The organism is Streptomyces sp. NPDC031225, from assembly GCF_055570355.1.
The window spans coordinates 340018-366155 of record NZ_JBVIHJ010000003.1; the positions used below are offsets into that span (position 1 = coordinate 340018).

At 72.0% G+C, this 26138-nt stretch carries 20 protein-coding genes and 2 pseudogenes; 14 read left to right on the forward strand and 8 right to left on the reverse strand.

What is annotated here, in order from left to right; all coding sequences use genetic code 11:
- Positions 1-31 precede the first annotated feature (31 nt).
- The 6 genes and pseudogenes from ACZ48Z_RS07010 to ACZ48Z_RS07035 form a co-directional block, all read right to left on the reverse strand.
- Positions 32-1489, reverse strand: a complete 1458-nt coding sequence (locus tag ACZ48Z_RS07010; protein WP_468734758.1) for an alpha-amylase — start codon at positions 1487-1489, stop codon at positions 32-34.
- Entirely contained in the window at positions 1486-4203 is a 2718-nt protein-coding gene (locus ACZ48Z_RS07015; RefSeq protein ID WP_468734759.1) for an MGH1-like glycoside hydrolase domain-containing protein, read from the reverse strand. Before ACZ48Z_RS07015 ends, ACZ48Z_RS07010 begins: the two co-directional genes overlap by 4 nt.
- A 114-nt stretch (positions 4204-4317) precedes the next feature.
- Complete coding sequence (locus ACZ48Z_RS07020) at positions 4318-7692, reverse strand: pyruvate carboxylase (RefSeq protein WP_468734760.1); 3375 nt, start codon at positions 7690-7692, stop codon at positions 4318-4320.
- 135 nt (positions 7693-7827) lie between these two features.
- Positions 7828-8616: a DUF427 domain-containing protein gene (locus ACZ48Z_RS07025; protein ID WP_468734761.1), complete on the reverse strand. Its 789-nt coding sequence runs from the start codon at positions 8614-8616 to the stop codon at positions 7828-7830.
- Positions 8617-8662: 46 nt separating this feature from the next.
- Entirely contained in the window at positions 8663-9871 is a 1209-nt protein-coding gene (locus ACZ48Z_RS07030) for a cysteine desulfurase-like protein (protein ID WP_468734762.1), read from the reverse strand.
- A gap of 42 nt (positions 9872-9913) precedes the next feature.
- Positions 9914-10129, reverse strand: a pseudogene (locus ACZ48Z_RS07035) (MerR family transcriptional regulator); the annotation flags it as partial.
- Here ACZ48Z_RS07035 and ACZ48Z_RS07040 point away from each other — a divergent pair.
- From ACZ48Z_RS07040 to ACZ48Z_RS07050, 3 genes and pseudogenes are all read left to right on the forward strand, one after another.
- Positions 10126-10260: pseudogene (locus tag ACZ48Z_RS07040) on the forward strand (alkene reductase); the annotation flags it as partial. The pseudogenes ACZ48Z_RS07035 and ACZ48Z_RS07040 sit on opposite strands and share 4 nt — an antisense overlap.
- Before the next feature lie 74 nt (positions 10261-10334).
- Positions 10335-11594 (forward strand): glycosyltransferase family 4 protein, encoded by a 1260-nt coding sequence (locus ACZ48Z_RS07045; RefSeq protein ID WP_468734763.1) that lies wholly within the window; start codon positions 10335-10337, stop codon positions 11592-11594.
- The gene (locus ACZ48Z_RS07050; protein WP_468734764.1) at positions 11591-12361 is read left to right on the forward strand and encodes a hypothetical protein; all 771 of its coding nucleotides are present in this window, start codon (positions 11591-11593) and stop codon (positions 12359-12361) included. Before ACZ48Z_RS07045 ends, ACZ48Z_RS07050 begins: the two co-directional genes overlap by 4 nt.
- Before the next feature lie 60 nt (positions 12362-12421).
- Here the strand turns inward: ACZ48Z_RS07050 and ACZ48Z_RS07055 are convergent, their stop codons facing one another.
- Entirely contained in the window at positions 12422-13579 is a 1158-nt protein-coding gene (locus tag ACZ48Z_RS07055; protein WP_468734765.1) for a cytochrome P450, read from the reverse strand.
- 124 nt (positions 13580-13703) lie between these two features.
- Between ACZ48Z_RS07055 and ACZ48Z_RS07060 the strand changes: the two genes are divergently transcribed.
- The 7 genes from ACZ48Z_RS07060 to ACZ48Z_RS07090 all read left to right on the forward strand — a co-directional run bounded on the left by ACZ48Z_RS07060 (position 13704) and on the right by ACZ48Z_RS07090 (position 21350).
- Entirely contained in the window at positions 13704-15065 is a 1362-nt protein-coding gene (locus tag ACZ48Z_RS07060) for a hypothetical protein (protein WP_468734766.1), read from the forward strand.
- A gap of 49 nt (positions 15066-15114) precedes the next feature.
- Positions 15115-16335, forward strand: coding sequence for an AAA family ATPase (locus ACZ48Z_RS07065; protein WP_468734767.1), 1221 nt, complete (start codon positions 15115-15117; stop codon positions 16333-16335).
- Positions 16332-17600 (forward strand): vWA domain-containing protein, encoded by a 1269-nt coding sequence (locus tag ACZ48Z_RS07070; RefSeq protein WP_468734768.1) that lies wholly within the window; start codon positions 16332-16334, stop codon positions 17598-17600. The genes ACZ48Z_RS07065 and ACZ48Z_RS07070 overlap by 4 nt, the downstream gene beginning before the upstream one ends.
- 120 nt (positions 17601-17720) lie before the next feature.
- Complete coding sequence (locus ACZ48Z_RS07075) at positions 17721-18641, forward strand: amidohydrolase family protein (RefSeq protein ID WP_468734769.1); 921 nt, start codon at positions 17721-17723, stop codon at positions 18639-18641.
- 95 nt (positions 18642-18736) lie between these two features.
- A complete protein-coding gene (locus tag ACZ48Z_RS07080) occupies positions 18737-19675 on the forward strand; it encodes a metal ABC transporter solute-binding protein, Zn/Mn family (protein ID WP_468734770.1) in 939 nt (312 codons plus the stop codon).
- Complete coding sequence (locus ACZ48Z_RS07085) at positions 19672-20484, forward strand: metal ABC transporter ATP-binding protein (protein ID WP_468734771.1); 813 nt, start codon at positions 19672-19674, stop codon at positions 20482-20484. The genes ACZ48Z_RS07080 and ACZ48Z_RS07085 overlap by 4 nt, the downstream gene beginning before the upstream one ends.
- Entirely contained in the window at positions 20481-21350 is an 870-nt protein-coding gene (locus ACZ48Z_RS07090) for a metal ABC transporter permease (RefSeq protein ID WP_468734772.1), read from the forward strand. The genes ACZ48Z_RS07085 and ACZ48Z_RS07090 overlap by 4 nt, the downstream gene beginning before the upstream one ends.
- A gap of 6 nt (positions 21351-21356) precedes the next feature.
- Here the strand turns inward: ACZ48Z_RS07090 and ACZ48Z_RS07095 are convergent, their stop codons facing one another.
- Complete coding sequence (locus ACZ48Z_RS07095; RefSeq protein ID WP_468734773.1) at positions 21357-22139, reverse strand: helix-turn-helix domain-containing protein; 783 nt, start codon at positions 22137-22139, stop codon at positions 21357-21359.
- A gap of 70 nt (positions 22140-22209) precedes the next feature.
- Here ACZ48Z_RS07095 and ACZ48Z_RS07100 point away from each other — a divergent pair, with 70 nt between their 5' ends.
- From ACZ48Z_RS07100 to ACZ48Z_RS07115, 4 genes are all read left to right on the forward strand, one after another.
- A complete protein-coding gene (locus ACZ48Z_RS07100) occupies positions 22210-23031 on the forward strand; it encodes a phytanoyl-CoA dioxygenase family protein (RefSeq protein WP_468734774.1) in 822 nt (273 codons plus the stop codon).
- Between the two features lie 14 nt (positions 23032-23045).
- On the forward strand, positions 23046-23330 hold the full coding sequence (locus tag ACZ48Z_RS07105; RefSeq protein ID WP_468734874.1) for a hypothetical protein: 285 nt from the start codon (positions 23046-23048) through the stop codon (positions 23328-23330).
- Between the two features lie 90 nt (positions 23331-23420).
- Positions 23421-25178: a SpoIIE family protein phosphatase gene (locus ACZ48Z_RS07110; RefSeq protein WP_468734775.1), complete on the forward strand. Its 1758-nt coding sequence runs from the start codon at positions 23421-23423 to the stop codon at positions 25176-25178.
- A gap of 582 nt (positions 25179-25760) precedes the next feature.
- On the forward strand, positions 25761-26135 hold the full coding sequence (locus tag ACZ48Z_RS07115; protein WP_468734776.1) for a hypothetical protein: 375 nt from the start codon (positions 25761-25763) through the stop codon (positions 26133-26135).
- Positions 26136-26138: the final 3 nt, after the last annotated feature.

Genomic DNA, 26138 nt, shown 5'->3' on the forward strand with positions numbered 1-26138 from the left:
TCCGTTCGACCGTACGCCCGCCCCGGGCACGTCACCACTTGAGGACGTGGTACCCCCAGGGCTCCAGGGACACGAACAGTCCGGAGTCGGCCAGTTCGTCTCCGTCACGGTCGTAGGTCTGTCCGCCGAGCAGGTCGGTGAGGCGGTGGCGGCGGCCCCGCAGGTCGTCCCACGGCAGGGGCAGCCTCGCCTGGGCCGGGCGGCCGGAGTCGTTGACGACGACCAGGTGGCGGGCGTCGGCGTGGGTCCAGGTCCAGGCGAGGAGGTCGCGGTGGGTGTCGTTGTCGGGCCAGCCCTGCGGGGTCAGCTGCCGCCAGTCGCCCCTGCGCACGGAGGCGGCCGCGGGCAGCAGGCGGCCGTAGAACTCGCGTGACGGCTCGTCGACCGGTTCCTGCGGCCCGCGCCTGAGGAACACCGGTGGCCGTACCCGGCGCCCCTCGAACTGGCCCTCGTGCCACAGGGTCGCGCCGGGCAGGGTCGCCACGGCCACGGCCGCTGCCCTTCCCCGGGCGCCGGGCAGGGTGGCGGCGGCCCGGGGCTCGTCGTGGTTCTCCAGGAAACGGACGAGTCCGCGCTGGTAGGTGAGGTCGGCGCCCAGGTGGGCCCGGACGGAGTCGGCGTTCTCGTGCAGCAGGCGGTCGTGGAGGCGCTTGTCGTAGCAGTGGTCGAAGCCCTGTTGCTGGAGGGCCGGTTCCAGGTCCCAGTAGGCCTCGGCGACGAAGAGGAGGTCGGGGTGGCGGGCCCGCACGCGCGGGATGACATGGGGCCAGAAGTCCTCGGCGGGGGCCGTTCCCGCGCGGTCTCCCCAGGTCTTTCCGAAGATGTCGTTCATGAGCAGCATGGCCATGTCGCAGCGCACGCCGTCGGCCTGGTCGCCGATGGACACGAGTGTCTCGACGGTCGCCGCGCGGAGGGCGTCGCTGAAGGCGTTCAGCTGGACCACGTCGGGCCAGGGCGGGAAGTAGGGGTCGCGGCCACGGGCGTAGATCTGTCCCCCGGCCTCTCCCCCGGTTTCGATGTAGTCGGCCGGAGCTCGCGTCAGGTCGTCGGCCGTGCCGCGGACGAGCCGGTCGGGGGACGACGTCAGCCAGGGATGGTCGGGGGCCACGTGGTTGGGGACGTGGTCGAGGATCAACCGCAGTCCGCGCGCGGCGAGTTGGGCCCGGGCGGCGGCCAGTCCCTCCGGTCCGCCGAGGGCGGCGTCGACGACGTAGTTCCGTACGCAGTACGGCGATCCGGCGATGTCCGCCTCGGTGACGTCGGGCAGGGCGTCACGGAAGGAGGCCATGAGCGCGTCGTCGCGCAGGGCGATCTCCCGTCCGGCCGGGCTGCGTTCCCAGACGCCCATCAGCCAGACGGTGTCCACGCCGGGCCGGGCGACGGAGTCCCAGACCTCCCCCGGCACGTCGCCGAGGGTGACGGGACGGTCGAGACGGCTGCTCAACTCGCCCAGCCAGAGCAGGGTGTTGATCTCGTGGATCACCGTCATGACAGCGGTTCCTCCCTCTCACCCGGCGGCCGCAGGGACTCGCGGCCGCCCCGGCTCCAGTCCTCCTCGCTGATCGAGTGGAACAGGGTCGCGGTGGCCGCCACCAGTCCCGTCCAGCCGGTCTGGTGGGAGGCGCCGAGCCCTGCGCCGTTGTCCCCGTGGAAGTACTCGTAGAAGAGGACAAGGTCCTTCCAGTGCGAGTCCTTGGCGAACACGGTCCGGGCGCCGTGCACCGGGCGGTGGCCGTCTGTGTCGGGCAGGAAGGTGGCGGTGAGCCGGTCGGAGATCTCACGGGCGACCTCGTACAGGTTCAGCTGTCGTCCGGAGCCGGTCGGGCACTCCACGGTGAAGTCGGGGCCGTGGTAGCCGTGCAGGTTCAGCAGGGCGCGGATCAGCAGGATGTTCATCGGGAACCACACCGGGCCGCGCCAGTTGGAGTTCCCGCCGAACATGCCGGAGTCGGACTCGGCGGGCAGGTATCCGACGCCGTAGGTTTCGCCGTGCACGTCGAAGGTGTACGGGTGCTTGGCGTGGTGCTTCGACAGGGACCGGATGCCGTGCGGGCCGAGGAACTCGTCCTCGTCGAGCATGCGGGCCAGGACGCGGCGCAGCCGGTCCTCGCCGAACAGTGCGAAGAGGTACCGGCCGTCGGTGGTGGGGCCCTCGTTCGGGTGCTGGGAGACGAAGGCCTCCACGGCCGGATGCCTACGGATGAAGTCCCTTGCCCCCTCGACCAGTTCGGGGAAGGCACGGTCCGCCCGGCCGCCGATGACGCTCGTCGCCGCAAGCGGTATCAAGCCGACCAGGGATCGCACCTTGAGTGGGGTGGCGGTGCCGTCGGGCAGCCTGAGGACGTCGTAGAAGAAGCCGTCCTCCTCGTCCCACAGGCTGGCGTTGTCCTTGCCGATGCGGTTCATGGCGACGGCGATCCACGCGAAGTGCTCGAACAGCATCTGCGCCTGCTCGACGTAGACCGGGTTCTCCACGGCGAGTTCGATGGCGATGTCGAGGAGGTTCTGGCAGTACAGCGCCATCCACGCGGTGCCGTCGGCCTGGTCGAGCTGACCGCCGGTGGGCAGTGGGGCGCTGCGGTCGAAGACGCCGATGTTGTCGAGGCCGAGGAAACCGCCCTGGAAGACGTTGTTGCCGTCGGCGTCCTTGCGGTTGAGCCACCAGGTGAAGTTCTTCGTCAGCTTGTGGAAGGCGTTCTCCAGGAAGGCGCGGTCGCCGTGGCCGGTGCGGTGCTTCTCCAGTTCGTAGACGAACAGGACGGCCCAGGCGTGCACGGGCGGGTTGACGTCGCCGAAGTTCCATTCGTAGGCGGGGATCTGGCCGTTGGGGTGCAGGTAGAGGCGGTGCAGCAGCAGGTCCAGCTGGGACTTGGCGAAGCCGATGTCGACCATGGACAGGGCGAGGGTGTGGAAGGCGAGGTCCCAGGCGGCGAACCAGGGGTACTCCCAGGTGTCCGGCATCGACATGATCTCGTCGTTGACCATGTGGTACCAGGCGCTGTTGCGGATGCGCGGGTCGGCGGCGAGCGGGTCGACACCGTGTTCGGCGAGCCAGCGCTCGACGTCCAGGTAGTAGTACTGCTTGCTCCAGAGCATCCCGGCGAGGGCCTGCCGGACGAGCCGTCGCTCCTCCTCTCCCATCGCCGGTGGCGTGACACCCGCGTAGAAGGTGTCGGCCTCGGTGCGCCGGAGGGCCAGGAGGGCGTCGAACTTGCCCCAGGGGTCCGCGAGTTCGGTGTCGGTGAGGCGCAGGCGGATGCGGGCACTGTCCCCGGCGGGGATCGTCAGGACGTGGTGGACGGCGGCCTTGGTGCCGGTGCGCGCGGGGTTGACGGCTTCCCGCTCGCCGTGGACGACGTACCGGCCGATGCCGTCCTTGACGTACGGAGTGCTGTTGGGGCTGCCGAAGACGCGCTCGTTGTCGGTCTCGTTGTCGGTGAACAGGCCGGGTGCGTCACCCTCGAAGTACAGCCGGCGGACGCCCAGTTCCTCGTGTTCGGCTCGGATCACGCCCGGTGCGTGCTGCGCCAGACCCGGTACCGCCGTGCCGCCCGCCCAGGACCAGGTGTGCCGGAACCACAGGGTCGGCAGGAGGTGCAGCACCGCCTCGTCGGGGCCGCGGTTGTGGGCGGTGATCTCGACGAGGAGGTCTTCCGGGCCGGCCTTGGCGTACTCGACGAACACGTCGAAGTAGCGGTCCTCGTCGAAGACGCCGGTGTCGAGGAGTTCGTACTCGAAGTCCTCGCGGCCACGGGCCCGGTTGGTGTCGACGAGGTCGCCGTAGGGGAACTCGGCCTGCGGGTACTTGTACAGATACTTCATGTACGAGTGGGTGGGCGTGTTGTCGAGGTGGAACCAGTACTCCTTGACGTCCTCGCCGTGGTTGCCCTCCGCGTTGGTGAGGCCGAACATCCGCTCCTTGAGGATGGGGTCGCGGCCGTTCCACAGGGCGAGAGCGAAGCACAGCCGCTGTTTGTCGTCGCTGACTCCGGCGATGCCGTCCTCGCCCCAGCGGTAGGCGCGGGAGCGGGCCTGGTCGTGGGTGAAGTACGACCAGGCGTCGCCGTCGTCGCTGTAGTCCTCCCGGACGGTGCCCCACTGGCGTTCGCTCAGGTACGGGCCCCAGCGTCGCCAGGGCACCGCACCCGCGTCGGCCTCGGCCAGTCGCCGCCGTTCGGGATCGACTGCGCCGTCACTCGTCATCGCCCGTCCTCCTCGCCGCCCGGAACATGCGTCCAGACTCAGCGCACCGAAGCCGAGCCGCAATGGCGGTGCGCTGTACGGAAGCGGGCGTCACCGTTCCGGAGCAGCTCCGGCTCAGCCGATCTCGACCAGCAGGTCGCCGCCCTCCACCTGCTGGATCTTGTTGATGGCGAGGCGGGAGACCCGGCCGGACTTCGCGGCGGTGATCGAGGCCTCCATCTTCATGGCCTCGATGGTGGCGACGGTGGCTCCGGCCGCGACCTCGTCGCCCTCGGAGACCGCGAGCGTGACCACTCCGGCGAACGGGGCGGCGACATGGCCGGTGTTGGAGCGGTCGGCCTTCTCCGTGGCCGGGATGTCGGAGGAGACGGCGGCATCGCGGATCTGGATGGGCCGCAGCTGGCCGTTGAGCGTGGACATCACCGTGCGCATGCCCCGCTCGTCGGCCTCGCCGATCGCCTCCAGCGCGATGAGGAGCCGCACGCCGGGTTCGAGGTCGACCGCGTACTCCTTGCCCGGCCTGAGGCCGTAGAAGAAGTCCTTGCTGTCCAGGAGGCTGGTGTCGCCGTAGGACTGACGGTGTGTCTCGAACTCGCGGGTCGGACCGGGGAACAGGAGCCGGTTGAGGGTCGAACGCCGGTCCTTCTCCAGGCCGGTGCGGTCCTCGGCGTTCAGTTCCTGGACGGGCTTGGCGTCGGCGCGGCCCTGCAACGCCTTGGTGCGGAAGGGCTCGGGCCATCCTCCGGGCGGGGTGCCGAGCTCGCCGCGCAGGAAGCCGATCACCGAGTCGGGGATGTCGAAGCGGTCCGGGCTCTCCTCGAAGTCCTTGGGTGAGACTCCGGCGCCGACCAGGTGCAGGGCGAGGTCGCCGACCACCTTGGACGACGGGGTGACCTTCACCAGGTGGCCGAGGATCCGGTCGGCGGCCGCGTACATCGCCTCGATGTCCTCGAAGCGGTCGCCGAGGCCGAGCGCGACGGCCTGGGTGCGCAGGTTGGAGAGCTGGCCACCGGGGATCTCGTGGTCGTAGACGCGCCCGGTCGGGGAGGCGAGGCCCGCCTCGAAGGGGGCGTAGATCTTGCGGACGCTCTCCCAGTACGGCTCCAGGTCGCCGACGGCCCTCAAATCCAGCCCTGTCGGCCGGTCGGAGTGGTCGGTCGCGGCGACGATCGCCGACAGGGAGGGCTGCGAGGTCGTACCGGCCATGGAGGCGACGGCCCCGTCCACGGCGTCGGCGCCCGCCTGGATCGCGGCCAGGTAGGTGGCGAGCTGGCCGCCCGAGGTGTCGTGGGTGTGGATGTGCACGGGCAGGTCGAACTCGCGGCGCAGCGCCGAGACGAGCTTCCCGGCGGCGGGGGCGCGCAGCAGGCCCGCCATGTCCTTGACGGCCAGGACGTGGGCGCCCGCGTCGACGATCTGCTCGGCGAGGCGCAGGTAGTAGTCGAGCGTGTAGAGGCGCTCGTTCGGGTCGGAGAGATCCGAGGTGTAGCAGAGGGCCACCTCGGCGATCGACGTGCCGGTGGCCCGCACGGCCTCGATCGCGGGGCGCATCTGGCTGACGTCGTTCAGCGCGTCGAAGATGCGAAAGATGTCGATGCCGGTCTCGGCGGCCTCCTGCACGAAGGCGTCGGTGACCTCGGTCGGGTACGGGGTGTAGCCGACGGTGTTGCGGCCGCGCAGCAGCATCTGCAGGCAGATGTTGGGGACGGCCTCGCGCAGGGCCGCCAGCCGCTCCCAGGGGTCCTCGGCGAGGAAGCGCAGGGCGACGTCGTAGGTGGCGCCGCCCCAGCACTCCAGAGACAGCAGCTCGGGCAGGGTGCGGGCGACCGTGGGAGCGACGGCGAGCATGTCCTTGGTGCGGACCCGGGTGGCGAGCAGCGACTGGTGGGCGTCACGGAAGGTGGTGTCGGTGACGCCGATGGTCGGCGACTCACGCAGCCAGCGGGCGAAGCCCTCGGGGCCCAGCTCGGTGAGCTTCTGCCTGGAGCCGGCGGGCGGCTCGACGGCGGGTGTCCGGGGCAGCTTGGAGACGGGGTCGATCAGCTCGGGCCGCTCGCCGTGCGGCTTGTTCACCGTCACGTCGGCCAGATAGGTCAGCAACTTCGTTCCGCGGTCGGCGGACTGACGAGCCGTCAGCAGGTGCGGGCGCTGCTCGATGAACGACGTGGTGACCCGGCCCGCCTGGAAGTCCGGGTCGTCGAGGACGGCCTGGAGGAACGGGATGTTGGTGGACACGCCCCGGATGCGGAACTCGGCCACGGCGCGCCGGGCCCGGTTGACGGCGGTGGTGAAGTCCCGGCCCCGGCAGCTGAGCTTGACCAGCATCGAGTCGAAGTGGGCGCTGATCTCCGTACCGGCGTGGGTGGTGCCGCCGTCGAGCCGGATGCCGGAGCCGCCGGGCGAGCGGTAGGCGCTGATGCGGCCGGTGTCCGGGCGGAAGCCGTTGGCGGGGTCCTCGGTGGTGATACGGCACTGGAGGGCGGCGCCGTGCAGCCGCACCGCCTCCTGGGACAGGCCGAGGTCGGCGAGGGTGGCTCCGGCGGCGATGCGCAGCTGGGCCTGGACGAGGTCGACGTCGGTGACCTCCTCGGTGACCGTGTGCTCGACCTGGATGCGCGGGTTCATCTCGATGAAGACGTGGTTGCCCTCGCGGTCGAGGAGGAACTCCACGGTTCCCGCGTTGCGGTAGCCGATCTCGCGGGCGAAGCGGACGGCGTCGGCGCACATCCGGTCGCGCAGCTCGGGATCGAGGTTGGGCGCGGGGGCCAGCTCGATGACCTTCTGGTGGCGGCGCTGGACCGAGCAGTCGCGCTCGTAGAGGTGGATGACGTTGCCGTGGCCGTCGGCGAGGATCTGCACCTCGATGTGGCGGGGCTCGACGACGGCCTTCTCCAGGAAGACGGTCGGGTCGCCGAAGGCCGAGGCCGCCTCGCGCGCGGCCGCCTCGATGGACTCGCGCAGCTGGGCGGGGTCCTCGACGCGGCGCATGCCGCGTCCGCCGCCGCCGGCGACCGCCTTCACGAACACCGGGAAGCCGACGTCCTCGGCCGCCCTGACCAGCTCGTCCACGTCGGTGGAGGGCGCCGAGGAGCCCAGGACCGGCACGCCGGCGGCGCGGGCGGCGGCGATCGCGCGGGCCTTGTTGCCGGTCAGTTCGAGGATGTCGGCGCTCGGGCCGACGAAGGTGATGCCCGCTTCCTCGCAGGCCCGCGCCAGCTCGGGGTTCTCGGAGAGGAAGCCGTAGCCGGGGTAGACGGCGTCGGCGCCGGCCTGGCGGGCGGCGCGGATGATCTCGTCGACGGAGAGGTAGGCCCGCACGGGATGGCCCGGTTCGCCGATCTCGTAGGCCTCGTCGGCCTTGAGCCGGTGCAGTGAGTTGCGGTCCTCGTGCGGGAAGACGGCGACCGTCCTCGCGCCCACCTCGAATCCCGCGCGAAACGCGCGGATCGCGATCTCACCACGGTTGGCGACCAGTACCTTGCGGAGCATTCCCGTTCCCTTCGGCCTGCCGGTGACGCCCCCATGGTCTCGGCAAAGACCGCTGGTGGCCATGAGAGTCAGGTCACGTGTCGGGGACCGGTTCGGGACGGTCCCCGCGGGTACGGGCGCCGTGCTCCGCCCGTCTCACTTGAACCTTTCGGTGAAGGGCGTGACGGGGCGCTCCAGACGCTCCCCGTCCACGGTGATGTCGACGGCCTCGTTGTAGAAGGCGAGGAGCCCCTTGATCGCGCTGACGGCGGGCAGCGGGTCGGGGTAGCTCCAGACGATGTTCGTCCCGGTCCGTGACGACCAGTACTCCGCCCTGCCCTTGTACGGGCAGCCTGTGCGCAGGTCGTCGGCGTCGAGCAGATCGAGGCGGACGTCCTCGCGCGGGATGTAGTACCGCGTGGGCAGGCTCGTCTCGAAGAGCAGGACGGGGCGGTGGGTGTCGGCGACGAGCGTCCCGTCGATCTCGACCTGGACATGACGGCTGCTGGGCATGGCGTCGACGCGTTTGTGCGGGTCACGGGGGTGGACGAAGATCTCTTCCTCCTCCTCGTACCAGTGGTCGAGGCCGCTGCCCCAGCGCAGGAACCACGCGAAGGCGATGTGATCGGCCAGGTCGGCGGCCGGGAACGTCCAGGCGGCGTTCTCCACGAGCTCACCGTCGGCTTCGAGGTCGTAGAAGACCTGTGATCCGGTGTGGCTGCCGGTCTGCGGGTTCTTCGCGGGGCGCAGCAGGTCCTCGCGGACGTCGGCGCGCGGGAAGGCGTAGAGCGGGACGGGCATGTCCGGCTCCCATACGAGTACGGGGTGCCGGCTGTCGACGACCGTGACGTCGCCCTTGCGGCCGCGCACCCAGCGTTCGCTGGGCTCCCACAGCAGGCCTTCCGGGGTGGTCCGTACGTCTCGTGCGGTGGGGAACGTGGTCATGGGCCGCTCTCCTTCGCCGGTGCACTCCTTCCTACTCTGCCCCGGATCACCTCGCCAGGAAATCCGAAAGCCCGGTCAGGAGCCGGTCGACGTCCCGCGAGTCGTTGTAGGGCGCGAGGCCGACGCGGAGGCCGCCGGTGTCGCCGAGGCCGAGGTGACGGGAGGCCTCGACGGCGTAGAAGGAGCCGGCGGGGGCCTGGACGCCGCGCTCGGCGAGGAAGGCGTACGCGTCGGCCGTGCTGTGGTTCTCGAAGGTGAGCAGCACGGTCGGGGTGCGGTCGGCGGCCCTGGAGTGGACGGTGACGCCGTCCAGTGCGGCCAGTCCCTTGTCGATCTCTGTGCGCAGGAGGTGCTCGTGGCCTTCGAGTGCGGCGAATCCGGCGGTCAGCCGCTCGCGCCGGGTGCCGGTGGCCGTGGTGTCCAGCCGGTCGGCGAGGAAGTCGACGGCCGCTGTCGTCCCCGCGAGGAACTCGTAGGGCAGTGTGCCCAGTTCGAAGCGCTCGGGGACCGCGTCTGTGGACGGCAGGAGCTTGTCCGGGCGCAGGGTCTCCAGCAACTGCGGGCGGGCGGCGAGGACTCCGTGGTGCGGGCCGAGGAACTTGTACGGGGAGCAGGTGTAGAAGTCCGCGCCGAGTTCGTCCAGGTCCACGAGGGTGTGGGCGGTGTGGTGGACGCCGTCGGCGTACACGAGTGCTCCCGCCTCGTGTGCCAGGCGGGCGATCTCCGGGATGTCGGGCCGTGTGCCGATCAGGTTGGAGGCGGCGGTGACGGCGACGAGCCGGGTGCGCCCGGACAGGACGGATCGGATGTCGTCGGCGGTCAACTCGCCTGTGGCAGGGTCGAATTCGGCCCAGCGCACGGTGGCTCCGGCCTGTTCGGCGGCCTGCACCCAGGGGCGGATGTTGGCGTCGTGGTCGAGGCGGGTGACGACCACCTCGTCGCCGGGCGACCAGGTCCTGGCGAGGGTGCGGGAGAAGTCGTAGGCGAGTTGGGTGGCGCTGCGGCCGAAGACGATCCCTGCCGGGTCCGCCCCGAGCAGGTCGGCCATGGCCCGGCGGGCTCCGGTGACGAGCGCTTCGGCGTTGCGCTCCCCCAGCGTGATCCGTCCCCGGTTCGACAGGGGCTGCGACAGGGCGTCGGCGATGGCCCGGACGACGGACCGCGGGGTCTGGGTGCCGCCCGGCCCGTCGAAGTGGGCGGTGCCCGCGGCCAGGGCCGGGAAGTGGGAGCGGATGGCGGCGATGTCGTACGTCACGTGGCACTCCTCGGTCCGGCCGGTTCCTGGGGTGTCAGCCTGTCACGCCGTTCGCAGGGTCTTCCGGTGGGCACGGTTCGTGGCCATCAGGACGTCGAGGGAGTCCCGGGTGCGGACGAGGTCGGCGATGTGGTCGGTGAGCCGGTCGCGCTCCTCGGCCATCCGTTTCAGTGCGGCGTCGGACGTCTGCTCGCCGGGCGATTCGACGCACGGCAGGAGTTCGGCGATCGTGCGGCACAGGCCTGCCGCGTAGTGCCTTCCTCGCCGACCCCGACCTGGTCGAGCGGCTGCGCACCGGCCTCCCCATCGCCCCCGCCGACGAGGGCACGTACTTCCAGGGCGGCGACAACGGCTGTCTCACATATTCCGCATACCAGCACACGGCGTGACGCCAAGGCGGCGAGGACACCACGAAAGGGTAACGAAGGTCAACCGAAGGCAATGTCCGGTGGTCTAGCCCGGCATGAGGATCTCTTTCCTGCTTCACAACGCCTATGGGATCGGAGGCACCATCACCACCACCTTCAATCTGGCCCAGGCCCTCGCCGAACGGCACGAGGTGGAGATCGTGTCGGTGCTGCGGCACCGGGAGCTCCCCGACTTCGTGCTGGATCCCCGGGTCTCGCTGCGGCCGCTGGTCGATCTCAGACAGGACAGGGAGCACCCCTCCCATCTGAGACCGGCGCGCGTCTTCCCGCGCTCCGAGTACCGGTACGGGCAGTACAGCGAGCTGACCGACCGGCGAATATCCGAGGCCCTCGCCACGACCGACGCGGACGTGGTGATCGGCACCCGGCCCGGGCTCAACGTGCATCTCGCGCGCGAGGCGCCCCGCCATGTCGCCCGGGTCGGACAGGAGCACCTCACCCTGGCCAACCACCCGCCCGCGCTGCGCACCGCGCTGCGCCGCGCCTATCGCGAGCTCGACGTGCTCACCACGGTGACCGAGGCGGACGCGAGCGCCTACCGGCACCGGATGCGGCTGCCCGGCGTACGGGTCGAGGCGCTCCCCAACAGCGTGCCGGATCCCGTACTGCCCGCGGCGGACGGCTCCGCGAAGGTCGTCGTCGCCGCCGGACGACTGGTCCCGGTGAAGCGGTACGACCTTCTCGTCGAGGCCTTCGCCGCGGTCGCCGCCGAGCATCCCGACTGGCAGCTGCGCATCTACGGCAAGGGCGACGAGCACGACCGGCTGCGGGGCCTGATCACCGAGCTCGGACTGTGGAACAACGTCTTCCTCATGGGCCCCGCGGCCCCGATGGAGGCGGAGTGGGTCAAGGGCTCGATCGGCGCGGCCACCTCCGACTTCGAGCCCTTCGGCATGACCATCGTCGAGGCGATGCGCTGCGGGCTGCCCGTGGTGAGCACCGACTGCCCCCACGGCCCCGCCGAGATCATCGCGGACGGTGTCGACGGCCGGCTGGTGCCGGTCGGGGACCGGGACGCCCTGGCCGCCGCCCTGCTGGACCTCGTCCGGGACGACGAGCTGCGCCACCGGATGAGCCGCGCGGCCCTCAAGAACGCACAGCGGTTCGCTCCCGGTCCCGTCGTCGAACAGGCCGAGCGGCTCCTCACGGAGGCCGTGTCGGCGAGGAGAGCGGGGCGACCGGTCGTGCGGAACAGCGCGGGCGCGGCACTCGCCGCCCGGGGCTTCGCCGCGCGCGACTCGGCGCTGGCCGCGGCCGGCGGTGCGCTGCGCGTCGTACGGAAGGGGCGGTCGTGACCACGCCACGTGCCGGATGCGCGGTGGACGCGCAGGGCCGGATCACCTTCGAGGTGCCGCACGCCCAGGGGCGCCGGCTGCTGCTGCGGCTCCGCCCGAAGAAGGGGCAGCCCGAGCAGACCCTTCACCTCCTCGACCTGGCCACCGGCGAGGAAGGGCACGCGCATGCCGTACTGGGCGCGGATCCCGTGCTCGCGGAGGGCCGGTGGGACGTGTATCTGCTCCAGGACTCCGAGCGCACCCGTCTGCGCCCCGGCCCGCGTGACCTTCGTGCCCTGGTCGGCGGACATCTGCGGGAGGGGCGGTCACCGCTGGCCGTGCGGGTTCCCTATGTCACCAAGGACGGCTACCTCGCGGTGCGGACCTGGCTGCGGCCGGCGCACGCGGAGGTCGACCGCGTCGACGTGACGGACCGGGCGCTGACGGTCACGGCCCGGCTGCACGGTGCCGCGCCGCTGGACGGCGCCGCCGTGGAGCTGCGTCTGCGGCGGGGCGGGGTCGTCCGTACGGTGACGCCGACTGCCTCGGACGACGGGCGCGGCCTCTCGTTCACGGTCGACGACCAGGACCTGGACGCCGGGATCTGGGACCTGTTCGTACGGCCCGCTCCCGGCGCCCCGCCGATCCGGCTCGCCCGTCTCCTGGACGACGTGGCGGACCGCAAGAACGTCTTCGTCTACCCGGGCGCTCCGCTGGGCGGTGCCGTCGCGCGGCCGTACTACACGGTCGACAACGACCTGTCCCTGGAGGTGAAACGGGCCGGCTGAGGAAGGGTCGCTCCCGGACCGGGCGTCGAGGCGTTCGCGGAGGCGGCGCCTCGTCGGAGGTCATCCCCAACGCGCGTGCAGCGTGGGCGGCTTGCGGAAGACCAGGCCCTGCGGGGCGGTGGGGTGATCGGAGTCGAGGCGGAGAGCGGGGAGGCGGTCGAGGAGCTGCCGCAGGGCGATGCGGGTCTCCAGGCGGGCCAGGTGGGCGGCGAGGCAGTAGTGGGGGCCGTGGGCGAAGGCCAGGTGGAGGCGGGCGTTCGCGCGGCGGACGTCGAAGCGGTCGGGCTCGGGAAAGACGGCCGGGTCCCGGTTGGCGCCGGTCAGGGAGACGGTGACGAGGTCGCCCTTGTGGATGTGGGCCGGGCCGAGGGTGGTGTCGCGGGTGGCGTAGCGGTCCACGACGGCCGCGCCGGGTTCGAGGCGCAGCGACTCCTCGATCGCGCCGTCCAGAAGGGCGAAGTCGGCCTGGACCAGAGCGAGTTGGTCGGGATGCCGGAGGAGATGCAGCAGCGCGTTGGTGATCATCGCCTCGGTGGTCTCGATGCCGCCGAACATCAGCACCGCGGCGTTGGAAGCCACTTCCGGCAGCGCCAGCCTTCCGGCCGCCGAGGCGAGGAGGGAGGTGGCGGCGCCCTCCGTGACGGTGGCCCCGACCGCCTCCCGGAGCCGCGCGTACGCCTCCGGTCCTTCCGGCCCCGCCGTCCGGCCCTCCGTGATGTCCGAGACCGTCCGCACGATGGCGTCGTACCAGGACAGCACCGTGTCCGTGTCTGCGCCCAGCAGTCCGAGCGCCCTGGTCACGACCGCGACGGCCAGCGGGGCGGCGACGGCGCGTCGGAGGTCTCCGGCGCCCGCCGGTTCCACTGCGGTGACCAGGCGGTCGGTCTCCTGCTCGATGAACTCGGCGAAGCCGTCCCGTACTTCACGCGGGCGGAAGGGCGCGGTGAACGGCTCGCGGTGACGCACGTGCTCCTCGCCGTCCAGGGACAGCATGCTCGGTCCCACGACCTGCGCGGTCGAGAAGCGGGGGTCGTCGACGGTGAAGGTGTCGGCGTCCCGCATCACGTCGAGCGCGAGATCACGACGGGTCACCAGCCAGCCGTTCAGCGCGGGCAGCCAGGACACCGGCTCCTGGGCGCGGAGCTCAGCCAGGCGCGGATGCGGGTCCAGGGCGAGTTCGGCCGACGTGGTGGCGGTGCCGAGCGGATATCCGATCACGCCACAGGCTAACCCGGTGGAAAAAACACGTGGCAGCCGAGCATGGGGAGGCCCTACGCTCCACCCCGATGACGACTCACATTCCTGAACGATGGGGGGTCCCGTCCGCGCAAGGTGAGTGCTGATGCTCCCTTCGATCGCGCACGAGGATGTCCGTACTTCTTTCTGGCCGCGTGTGCGCGAGTTCGCCGTGCCGGCCTCCATGATCGAGACCGCGACCGTCCGTCGCCTCGCCGGGGACTGGGCGGGGGCGTGTGCCGCCGCGGGCTTCGACGTCGATCTCGACCTGCGTGCCGTGGCACGACAGCACGGCCCGGAACTCGCGTCCCGGATCCGGGCCGACCTGCGCGCCCTCGCTCCCGACCTGCTTCGCTGGCACATGCCGAGAGTCGCTCCGGACGGGCTGCTGCGGCCGGGGCTGACCTCGACGCTGGCCCGTTACGAGGCCGACGACGACACCGTGCATCTCGTGGCCCGGACCGCGCCCGCCTGGGCTGACGCCGGGCAGCGGATCAGCCTCGCGCTGTGGTCCCACGCCACGGCCGGGGCCGAACGGCATCCGCATCCGCGCCCGAACCGACGGTTCCGGCTGGACCTGCACCGGCATCTGTGGGACGCGGGCCGGGCCGGTGAACTGCGGGAGCGGGCGGGGGCAGGTCCGCCCGGCGCTCAACCCCCTTGGCCGGACACCGGGTTCCTCGCCTCGCTGCCGCACGGCTGTGCCGTCGACCGGTGGGTGGCCGAGGCGCGGATCCTGCTCGGTGACGAGGGCCGGGCCGCCGGTCGCGTGCTGGTGCGATGCGGCGGACGGCGTCGGCTGCTGGTGGAGCTCACCGCGGGCGACGACTCGATACGAACGCCGACGCCCGCCGACACCACCTCCAGGCTCCCCGTGCTGCCCGACGCGGCGACCTGGGTCCTGCCCGACCTCGAACTGTTCCGCACCGGCACGACCGAAGCCGGTCGACTGCACCCCCTGGTCGCCGCCGCGCTGGTACCGGGCCACGCGGCCACCGGACCGCCCCCGGCTCCCGAACAGGCCGGGCAGCCACGGCTCGTGGAGTGCCGGGGCGCCCGGCACCGGATCGGCCTGGTTGACGGGGTACTGGCCCCGCTGGACCACGACCCGGCCGAGATCCGGCGCGAGGAGCTGCTGGCCGCGCTGACCGGCACCCCGCTCCCCTGCCTGCGGGCCATCGACGAGGCACACCGTCGACCGCACTGCCTGGACGGTGTCCGCGATCGTCTGGCGCACGGCGACACCGAGGGTGCGCTGGCCGTCGTGGAGGCACTGCTCGGGCCCGAGGCGCTGCTGCGCGCCGGCCCCCTGCGCGACGAGCTGGAGGCGGCCGCGCTGCGGCGGATCACCTACGGCCTGTTCAGAGCGGGTCTGACGGGTCCGGGTCCCGCCTGGTTCCGCCCGCGCCTGAACGGCCGTCACTCCCATGACCACCGCACCCACCCGCGCCACGCGACCGCCCGCTGAGTTCCCTCTCCTCTCGCTGCGCCCACTCCTAGCCACAAGGTGATCACCCATGCCCACTCACGCTCCTGCCCACGTCTCCCAACTCGACATCGCAGCCGACCTGTTGACCCTCCTGCGCGACTCCACCACGGAACCCCGCCCCGACGAACAGCTGGAGGCCCTCACCCTGGCCGTGGCCGCCGACCTGCCCGTGCTGCTGTGGGGTGAGCCGGGCATCGGCAAGACGGCGGCGCTGACACAGCTCGCCGCCGCCCTGGACCTGCCGCTGACCACGGTGATCGCCAGCGTGCACGAACCGTCCGACTTCTCTGGGCTGCCCGTGGTCGGGGACGATCCCGCGACCCAGGGCGTGCCGATGGCCCCGCCGGACTGGGCGGTCCGGCTGGTGCGGGCCGGCCGGGGGCTGCTGTTCCTGGACGAGCTGTCCACCGCGCCGCCCGCCGTGCAGGCCGCACTGCTGCGTCTGGTGCTGGAGCGGCGGATCGGCGCGCTGCGGCTGCCGCCCGGCGTGCGGATCGTGGCCGCCGCCAACCCCCGTTCCTCGGCGGCCGACGGCTGGGAGCTGAGCCCGCCGCTGGCCAACCGGTTCGTCCATCTCCAGTGGACCCACGACCACGAGGTGGTCGTACGCGGACTCGGTGGGACCTGGCCCCGGGCGACCCTGCCGGCGCTCGACCCTCGCAAACTCACGGAGGCCGTGGACTTCGCCCGGCGCGCGGTGTGCGGGCTGCTCGCCGCGCGGCCCACGCTCGTGCACCGGCTGCCCAGCGGGGAGACCCGGCGGGGCGGGCCCTGGCCGTCGCCCCGGAGCTGGGACATGACGCTGTCCCTGATCGCCTTCGCGACCGCGGCCGGCTCCTCGCGGGACGTGCTCTCCTCGCTCGTCCGGGGCACGGTCGGGGACGGCCCCGGACTGGAACTGCTGGCGAGCCTGGACCGGCTCGACCTCCCCGACCCCGAGGAGGTGCTCGCCGATCCGGCGGGGGCGGTCCTGCCCGAGCGGGGAGACCTGCGGCAGGCCGTGCTCGACGGTGTGGTGGCGGCCGTACGCGCCCGTCCGGACCGGGCCCGCTGGGACGCGGCCTGGGCGGTGCTGGTCAGGGCGCTGGAGACCGGGGCCCCGGACCTGGTGGTCGTGCCCGCGACCACGCTCGCCTCGCTGCGTCAGGAGGACTGGGACCTGCCTGCGGCGATCGACAGGTTCGCCGGGACGGTGGCGCTGTCGCGGCGGGCGGACCGTGCGGCGCTCGCCGCCGAGGCCCGCCGATGAGCACGGGCACCAGCGAGCAGACGGGCGGTCTGGACCGGGACAAGCTCTTCGCCGCCCGCCTCCACGCCGCCCGGGTCCGCCCCTACCTGGCCACCGCGCTCTTCGCCCTGCACACCGTCGAGTCGCAGCGGGTGCCGACGATGGCCGTCGACCGGCACTGGCGCTGCTATGTCTCGCCGGCGTTCGTGGACCGGATGCCGGTGGAGGAGCTGGCGGGCGTGTGGGTGCACGAGGTGTCGCATCTGCTGCGCGACCATCACGGGCGCGGTGACCGGGTCGCCCGGGAGCGCGGGCTGACCGGTGTCGGCGACCGGCTGCGGATGAACATCGCCGCCGACTGCGAGATCAACGACGACGTGTACGGCGAGGGGCTGGTCCGGCCGAAGGGAGCCGTTCTCCCGCATCGTCTGCGGCTGGACGCGGGACTGCTGATGGAGGAGTACCTGAACGACATCAGCCTCGGGCCGCTGACGCTGGACCTGTCCTGGCTGGACTGCGGCAGCGGCGCCGACGGTCTGGAGCGCGAGTGGGACCTGGGCCCCGACGGCGCCGACGGTCTGAGCGAGCAGGAGCGGGACACGGTCCGCTTCCGGGTGGCGCAGGGCATCAACGGGCATCCCGGCAGCGCCCCGAAGGGGTGGCGGCGCTGGGCGGAGGAGGCGTTCCATCCGCCGCAGCCGTGGCGGGACCTGCTGGGCGCGGCGATGCGCTCGGCGGTCTCCGGGGCCGGTGCGGGCGACGACTACAGCTACGGCCGTCCGTCGCGGCGCTCGGCGGGCGTGCCCGGCGCGGTACTGCCGAGTCTGCGGCGCCGGCCACCACGGGTGTGCGTGATCATCGACACCTCCGGCTCGGTCAGCGACGACGAACTGGGCAGCGCCCTCCTTGAGGTCGCCGCGATCTCCCGTGCCGTGGGCGGCCGTCGTGACCTGGTCCATGTGCTGTCGTGCGACGCGGCGGCCGGGGTCGCGCGTTCGCTGTGCCGGGCCGAGGGCATCCCGCTGGTCGGCGGCGGAGGGACGGATCTGCGCACCGGTTTCGACAGGGCGCTGCGCTCGCGGCCGCGCCCGGACGTCGTGGTGGCCCTCACCGACGGGCAGACGCCGTGGCCCGCCGCGCGCCCTTCGTGCCGTACGGTGATCGGGCTGTTCCCGCGCGAACGGGCGGGCTGGGCGCGGAGTGAGAACAATCCCGAGTACGTGCCGAGGTCGCCGCCCGCGTGGGCCCGGGTGGTGGAGATCGGCTCGGTGTCCGGTACGCGATGAACGGCGGGCAGACGGCTGGTTCCGCCTCGGCCACGAGGTGGACGTGGGGGTGGTCGGCCACGAGATCATGGGGGCCTGCGATGTCCGGAGCACACTGCGCGCCTGGGCGGGAGGAGCGTCATGACCAATGTCGACGTGCACCAGCATCTGTGGAGCCCCTCGCTGGTGACGGCCTTGAGGTCGCGCCGCGAGCCGCCGTATCTCGACGGCTGGACCCTGTATCTGGACGGTGAGCCGCCCTACGAACTCCCGCCCGCCGACCACGACGTGGCCCTGCGCGCGGAACTCGCCGCCGCCGACGGTCTCGGCCTTGCGCTCGTCTCGCTATCCGCGCCGATCGGCGTGGAGTGGCTGCCCGCCGCCGAGGCCCGGCCCCTGCTGGACGCCTATCACGAGGGGGCGGCCGCGCTGCCCCGGCCGTTCGGGGCGTGGGCCGCCGCCAATGTGCGGGACATCGACGCCAAGGCGACGGCACAGGCCCTCGACCAGGGGTTCGTCGGTCTCCAACTGCCCGCGAACGCCCTTGCGGACGCGGCCGGTTACGCCCGGTGCGCCCCGCTGCTGGATCTGCTGGAGGAGCGTGGCCTCCCGCTCTTCGTCCACCCGGGACCCGCGGCCGGCGGTTCCGAGGGGCCCGGCTGGTGGCCCGCGATGGTCCCCTACGTCCAGCAGATGCACGCCGCCTGGTTCGCGTTCCGCGCCCACGGCCGGCCCCGTCACCCACGCCTGCGGGTGTGCTTCGCGCTGCTCGCCGGACTCGCCCCGCTGCACGGGGAGCGGTTCGCCGCCCGCGGGGGCGGCGTGACGACACAGCCGGACCCGCTGGTCTTCGTCGAGACCTCCTCGTACGGGCCCCGGGCGGTCGAGTCCGTCGTCCGGGCGCTCGGCGTGGACGCGGTGGTCCAGGGTTCGGACCGGCCGTACGCGGAGCCGCCGCAGCATCCCGGCCACGGTCTGGGCGGAGCGGCGGCGTACGCCTTCCGCATCGCCAACCCGCGGCGGCTGCTCACCGAGGCCCCGGATCAGCGACAAGTCAATTAATGGCAACGATTTTCATATAACAGCCGCCAGACCTGTTTACGACAATCATTTCCACTTAGCGTGAGGGGGCAATCAGAACCGCGCTTGGAGGATCCATGCTCACGTCCCCGTCCCGCCGTCTGGCGCTGCTCGCCGGCGCCTCTGTCGCCCTGTTGGCAGGGTGCGGCGGTTCCACGGACTCCGGGAGCGACGGGAGCGCGTCCGCGGCCCCGGCCGCGGCGTCCAGGGTCGCCGTCGTCGCCTCCACCAACGTGTACGGCGACATCGTCTCGCGCATAGGCGGCGACAAGGTCTCCGTCACCTCGGTCATCAGCGACCCCGACCAGGACCCGCACTCCTACGAGGCCAGCACCCAGAACCAGCTGGCCCTGTCGAAGGCGAAGGTCGTCGTCGAGAACGGCGGCGGCTACGACGACTTCGTGGACCGGATGCTGAAGAGCGGCGGCAACTCCTCCGCCGAGGTGATCAACGCGGTGAAGGTCTCCGGCCACACCGCCCCCAAGGGCGGCGAGCTCAACGAGCACGTCTGGTACGACTTCCCCACCGTCGCGAAGGTCACCGACCGCATCGCCGCCGCCCTCGGCAGGGCCGACCCCTCGAACGCCGCCGCCTACACGAAGAACGCCGCCGCCTTCAAGGCGGACCTGAAGCCGCTGGAGGCCAAGGAAGCTCAGATCAAGAAGGAGCACGGCGGCGAGGTGATCGCCATCACCGAGCCCGTGCCGCTGTACCTGACCGGAGCGAGCGGCCTGGTCGACAAGACGCCCGCCGAGTTCAGCGAGGCGATCGAGGAGGGCACCGACGTCTCCCCCAAGGTCCTCCGGGAGGCGCTGGCCCTGTTCTCCGGCAAGCAGGTCAAGGCGCTGGTGTACAACGCGCAGACCTCGGGACCGCAGACCGAGAAGTCCGAGCAGGCGGCCAAGGCGGCGGGCATCCCGGTGGTTCCGGTCACGGAGACCCTGCCGAGCGGCAAGAACTACCTCACCTGGATGACCGGCAACGTCGACGCGCTCGCGAACGCGCTGGCCAAGTGAGCCCGATACCCCCGCCGGTGATCAGCCTGCGCGGCGCCGCGCTGTCATACGGCGCCCGCACGGTCTGGCACGGTCTCGAACTCGACGTCCGGCCAGGGGAGTTCCTCGCGGTACTGGGCCCGAACGGGGCGGGCAAGACCAGCTTCGTCCGGGCCCTGCTGGGCCGGCAGCCGTTGTCCGCCGGGGAGTTGACGGTCCTCGGCCGCGCTCCCCGTGAGGCTGCCCGGCACATCGGGTACGTCCCGCAGCAGGCGGCGCTGTCCGCGCAGGCGATGCTCCGCGCCCGCGACCTCGTGCGGTTCGGTATCGACGGGCACCGTTTCGGGCCACGTCTGCGAACGGCCGCCGTACGCGGGCGCGTCGACGAGATCCTCGCGTCCGTGGGCGCCTCGTCGTACGCCGACGTACCCGTCGGCATGCTGTCCGGCGGCGAGCGCCAGCGCGTCCGGATCGGGCAGGCTCTCGCGACCGACCCCCGGATCCTGCTGTGCGACGAGCCGTTGCTCTCCCTGGACCTCCATCACCAGCGCGCCGTCACCGAGTTGGTGGACGCCCGCCGCCGTTCCCACGGCACGGCGGTCGTGTTCGTGACCCATGAGATCAACCCGGTGCTCGACCTGGTGGACCGGGTGCTCTACCTGGCCCCCGGCGCCCACCGCGTCGGTACTCCCGACGAGGTCCTCACGTCCGAGTCCCTGTCCCGGCTGTACGGCACCCGGGTCGACGTCGTCCATGTGCACGGCCGGGTCGTGGTGGTCGGCGCCCTGGACGAACACGCGCACCACGTGCCCGAGGAGGTCCACCCATGACCGTCTGGCACGAGCTGTTCAACTTCGAGAACTACGGCGAACTCCTCGCCCTGGTCCGCAACTCCCTCATCGTCGGCGCCGCCCTCGGTCTGGTCGGCGGCCTCGCCGGGGTCTTCGTCGCGATGCGCGACCTGCCGTTCGCGGTGCACGGCATCAGCGAGCTGTCCTTCGCGGGCGCCTCCGGAGCACTGCTGCTCGGCATGAACATCGTGGCGGGCTCGATCACCGGCTCGCTTCTCGCGGCCGGGGCGATCGGCGTGCTCGGCAGCCGCGCCCGTGACCGCAACTCGGTGATCGGCATCCTCATGCCGTTCGGACTGGGTCTCGGGGTGCTCTTCCTCGCCCTGTACAAGGGCCGTGCGGCGAACAAGTTCGGCCTGCTCACCGGTCAGATCGTCGCCGTGGACACCCCACAGACGACCTGGTTGCTCATCACCTCCGCGGTGGTCCTGATCGCCCTGGCCGTGATGTGGCGCCCGCTCGCCTTCGCCAGCGCCGACCCCGACGTCGCGGAGGCCCGCGGGGTCCCGGTGCGCGGGCTCTCGTTCGCGTTCATGATCGTGCTGGGCCTCGCGGTGGCCCTGTCGGTTCAGGTCGTGGGCGCCCTGCTGGTCCTGTCCCTGCTGATCACCCCGGCCGCGGCCGCCGCCCGCGTCACCGCGTCGCCGGTTCTGCTGCCCCTGCTCAGCGTGGCCTTCGCCCTGGTGTCGATCGAGGGCGGCATCCTGCTGGCCCTGGGCAGCAGCATCCCGATCAGCCCCTACGTGACGACGATCTCGTTCGTCCTCTACGTCGGCTGCGGCGCGGTCGGCAGATACCGGTCCCGCCGACGAGTCGCCCTGCGATCGGTCCCGGTGCCCGCCTGAACCGGCTCATCCGCTCCGCTCCCGGACCGCGCGCGGGGACGCGCCCAGCTCCTTGCGGCACGTCTTGTTGAACGCCTGGAGGTCGGGGATGCCGACGGTCGCCGCGATCGCCGGGATCGCCAGCGTCGAGGCGATCAGCAGGTGCCGGGCGCGTTCCATGCGGCGGCGCCGGATGTGGGCGACGACCGTGAGCCCGGTGTCCTCGCGGAACAGCCGGGTGAGGTGGGTGTGCGAGACCCCGGCTGCGCGGGCGATGCCGGGGACGGTCAGGGGGCCGGCCAGATGCTCCTCGATGTATGCGACGGCCGTGCGCAGCGCGGGGTGCCGGGAACCGGGGCGGCTCTCGGCGGCGCCGGTGAGGCCGGTGGTGCGCCACAGCACCGTCCACAGCTCGGCGGCTGCGCGGACCGGGGACTGCGCGCTCGCCGCGAGTGTCTGCCGCAGCAGCCCGCGCAGGACGGCCGCGTCCGCGCCGGCGTCCTGCATCACCGGGACCCGGCGCCGCTCGCCGTCGCCCGGCAGCCGGAAGTGGGCGTACAGGTGCTCGCAGCGCGTGGCGTCGTAGTGGAAGTGCACCTCGGTGTCGGGCGGGACGAGACTCAGGTGCCCGGGGCGGATCGGGTGCCGGGAGCCGCCGAGTTCCAGGGTGCCGGAGTAGCCGTAGAGGTGGAGCTGCCACAGCCGCGGGAGCCGGAACACCTCGTACGGGCCCGCGGAGCCGTGCACGCCGACGCCCGCGTTCTCCACGTGGGGCGGCTGGTCGAGGGCCAGGTCGACATGGCGTGTCATGGTGGAAAATTACCAGTGGTCGCCGAATACAGCCCACGACTGCCGGGACGGCAGTTCCTACGGTTGCCGTATGTCAACCACACGACAGCTGCTGAGCTCCGCCCAGGTGGCGCGGTTCGTGGCCCACGGTTTCCTGCGCCTTGACGGCATCGTGCCCCGGGAGACGAACGAGGAGGCGCTCGGGGTCTTCGCCGGCGGACTGCACGCCGTGCCGTACGGCACTCCCGTGCCGAAGGCCTTCCCCGAGGGTTCCTTCGCCCGCCGGCTCCTCGAACTGCCCGTCGTCGCTGGAGCGTTGGAGAGTCTGGTGGGTCCGGATCCGTCCGTCGACCACCATTTCGTGCACACCCGCCAACCGCGCGAGGGCAGCGCGCAGCCGCTGCACGCCGACGCCGTCATCGATCTGCGGCAGGACGCGTTCGACGTCCAACTCATGTACTACCCGCAGGAGGTCACCGCCGAGATGGGCGGGACGCTCATCGTCCCCGGCAGCCATCTGCGCCGCGTCAACGAGTCCGACACCGGCCGCTACCAGAACCTGCTCGGCCAGACCCGGCTGACCTGCCCCGCCGGCACGGTCGTCCTGCTGCACCACGGGATCTGGCACGGCGGACGGCGCAACGACAGCGACACCGTCCGGCACATGTACAAGATCCGTTTCAACCCCAGCGTGCCGCAGGTACGGCTGTGGGACACGGCGGACCTGGACACTCCGGCCGTCCGCGAGGAACTGGCGCACGGCTTCCCCTGGTACGAGCAGGCCACCGGCCGCCTCGAGATCCTCAACCGGATCAGGCTGTGGCGTTCCCTGTCCGGCGACCCCGGCTTCGACATCGACCACTGGGCCACCCGCATCGCCAACCGGCCCGCGGCACAGAGGAGCATGGCGTGAACCTTCCCAGCACCGTGCGCCAGCAGGTTCTCGTCCTGTACCTGGACACCTCCGCGCTCGACTCCCGGGTCGTCGGCTGGGCCCGCTACGACGGCACGGGCACCTCCCGTCCCACGACCGGGGACAGCGACGAGCCGCCGTACGGCACGGGCGTCGCCGCCCTGGAGGACGGCTGGCGGCTGTTCCAGGCCGCGCAGCTCCTCCCGCCGTATCCGGGGGTGGAGCAGGAGACGTCGTTCCTCAAGCACGAGTTCTTCTTCGAGAAGCTCGTGGAGCGGGTGCCGGTCGACGGCGGATGAGATGCAGCTCATAGCTTCGACAGCCCGAATATGGTCCAATACGCCATAAGTATGACGAATCGGACTCCACCCTTCGAGGAATCACACCTGATGACCCACCCTCGCGTGTCCGGGCGCTCCGCTCCCCGACTCCCTTCGGAGACCCTTCGGGAGCTGGCTGAGGCGGCCCGGCTCGCGGCGACAGGGCAGACTCCGGCCGAGCTGTGGGCGGCTCGCCGGTTCCTGGAGGGGACACAGGCGGCCGTCGCGGTCCTGGACACGGAACTGCGCTATCTCTACCTCAACGAAGCTCTGGCTGACGTCAACGGGCTGCCGGTCGAGGACCACCTCGGCCGGCCCATGCCGGAGGTGATCCCGGGCTCCGGGGCCTCGGCGGAGGTGGCGCGGGAAGTGATCCGCACCGGCCGGCCGCAGACCGTGGTGTTCGACGGCCGGGTGCCCGTGGACCCGGCGGACGTGCAGCGCTGGTGGCTCGGCGCCTTCCACCGGCTCGACGGCGAGAACGGCGAGATCCTCGGCGTCGCCGCCGTCGTCATGGAGGTCACCGAGGGCATCCGGCAGCGCGATTCGCTTCGGCGGGCCCAGGAGCGCCTGGAACTGCTGGAGGAGACCGCCGCCCGGGTCGGCGGCACGCTGGACGCGGCCGCCGCCTGCCGGGCGCTGACCGGTCTGCTGGTGCCGCGGTTCGCCGACTACGCCGTCGTGGACGTGCTCGACCCCGAGGGCACGCGCAGGCCCCCGGCCACCCCCGTGCCCGTACGGCTGCGCCGCATGGCGGTGGCCGCCGCACCCGGTATGCCCGAGCCGCTCACCCCGGTGACCCGAAGCGGCGAGGTGATCTTCCACCAGGCCACCTCGTCGATGGCCCAGGTACTGACCGGGCACAAGCCCGTCGTGCTCAACCGGCCCGACGACGACACCGTGCGCCTCCTCTCCCCCACACGGGAGCGACTGGAGCGCTACCGGGCCCTGGAGCTGCACTCCGTGGCCTACCTGCCCCTCATGGCCGGCGGTGAGCCCGTCGGGGCCGTCATCGTGGGGCGCAGAGCGGACTCCCCCGAGTTCACGCAGGACGACGTCGAGCTGCTGGAGCTGCTGACCTCGCGGGCCGCGACGGGTATCGGCCACGCCCTGCGCTACACCCACGAGCACGAGACCGCGCTGGAGATGCAGCGCGCCTTCCTGGCCACCCCGCACATACCCGGTCCGGGGGTGGAGATCGCCAGCCGCTATCTGCCCGCCGGACGGGGCGCCGAGGTCGGCGGGGACTGGTACGACGCCGTCGCCCTGCCCTGCGGGCGCACCCTGCTCGTGGTCGGGGACGTCATGGGGCACGGGGTGCGTGCCGCGGCGGCCATGAGCGAGTACCGCTCCCTGCTCCGCGCGCTGGCCCTGCAGGGGCTCGCCCCCGACCGGCTGCTCACCGAGGCGGACCGCACCGCCCACACCCTCGACCTGGACCGCGTCGCCACCTGTGTCCTGGCCCTCCTGGACCCCGCCGCCGGACACGTCGTCCTGGCCACCGCCGGCCACGTCCCGCCCCTGCTGGTCCGGCCGGGCACCGCTCCCGAACTCGCGGACCTCCCCGTCGGCCCCCCGCTGGGCACGGGCGCCGGCGGATACGGCAGCCGGCTCTGCCCGCTGCCGCCGGGCACCCTGATGCTGGCCTACACCGACGGTCTCGTGGAGCGGCGCGGCGAGGACATCGACATCGGCCTGGCCGCGCTCACCGCGCTGCCCATCACCGCCGCGCACGCCCTCCCGGACGTCCTGAACACCGTCCTCGACCGGCTGGCCCCCGCCGGCTCGGAGGACGACGTCACACTGCTCGCCGCCCGCACCCTGTGAGCGCGGCTCGGACCCCGGTGACCTTCCTGAACCGGGTCCGGTGGGAGGCCACGCCGCTGTACTCGCCCGGGCCGAGCAGGACACCGACCGGTGCAGGCGAAACGGCCGTTGCCGCAGACCTGCACGGCCCAGGTGCTGCCGGGACGGCCGTGCCGCCGCTGATCGCGTGCGCGGAGACGGCCGTGAGGGCGAGGCAGGCGATGACGACGAGCCGTTGCCGGTGACGCATGGGGGCTCGTCGTGAACGGGCCCTTCGGTACCTGGCCTCGCGAAGGGCGCCGGGCGGCCGCCTCGGCCGTTCGTCTGTATCCCGGCCGGGGCGAGGGGCACGCACTCGGGCCATTCGGCCGAGGTGGCGGAGCGGGTCCCGGCGGCCCTGAACCCCGCGCAGCCCACACGTCACCTTCCGCCCACCGAAGGCCAGTTGTGGCCCGGAGGCGGTCTCGTCGGGGTGGCGTTCAGTCAACGGGGGACAGTCCCGAAGACTCCCGCCGTCGGCCACGGCGACGCGCATACGGTCCGGCCATCCGGCGGACGGACCCATCAGGGCCCGCCGCGAACCACAGGTACAAGGGAGGCCCCGTGGCGAGTGTGGAAGTGTCGTTGAAGGAGATGCTGGCCGGGACGGAAGGGGCGATGGCGGCAGCGGTCGTCGACTACACCAGCGGGATGGCGCTGGGCACGCTGGGCGGCAGCAAGGACCTGGACATGACGGTCGCGGCGGCCGGCAACACCGATGTCATCCGGGCCAAGGTGCGCACCATGGAGCAGTTGGGGCTCAAGAGCAGCATCGAGGACATCCTGATCACGCTCGGGAGCCAGTACCACCTCATCCGCCTGGTGACCGGCCGCAACGGCAACGGACTGTTCCTGTATCTGGTCCTCGACAAAGCCCGCTCCAACCTGGCGATGGCGCGTCACCAACTCAAGCGCGTGGAGGAGCAGTTGGAGATCTAGACC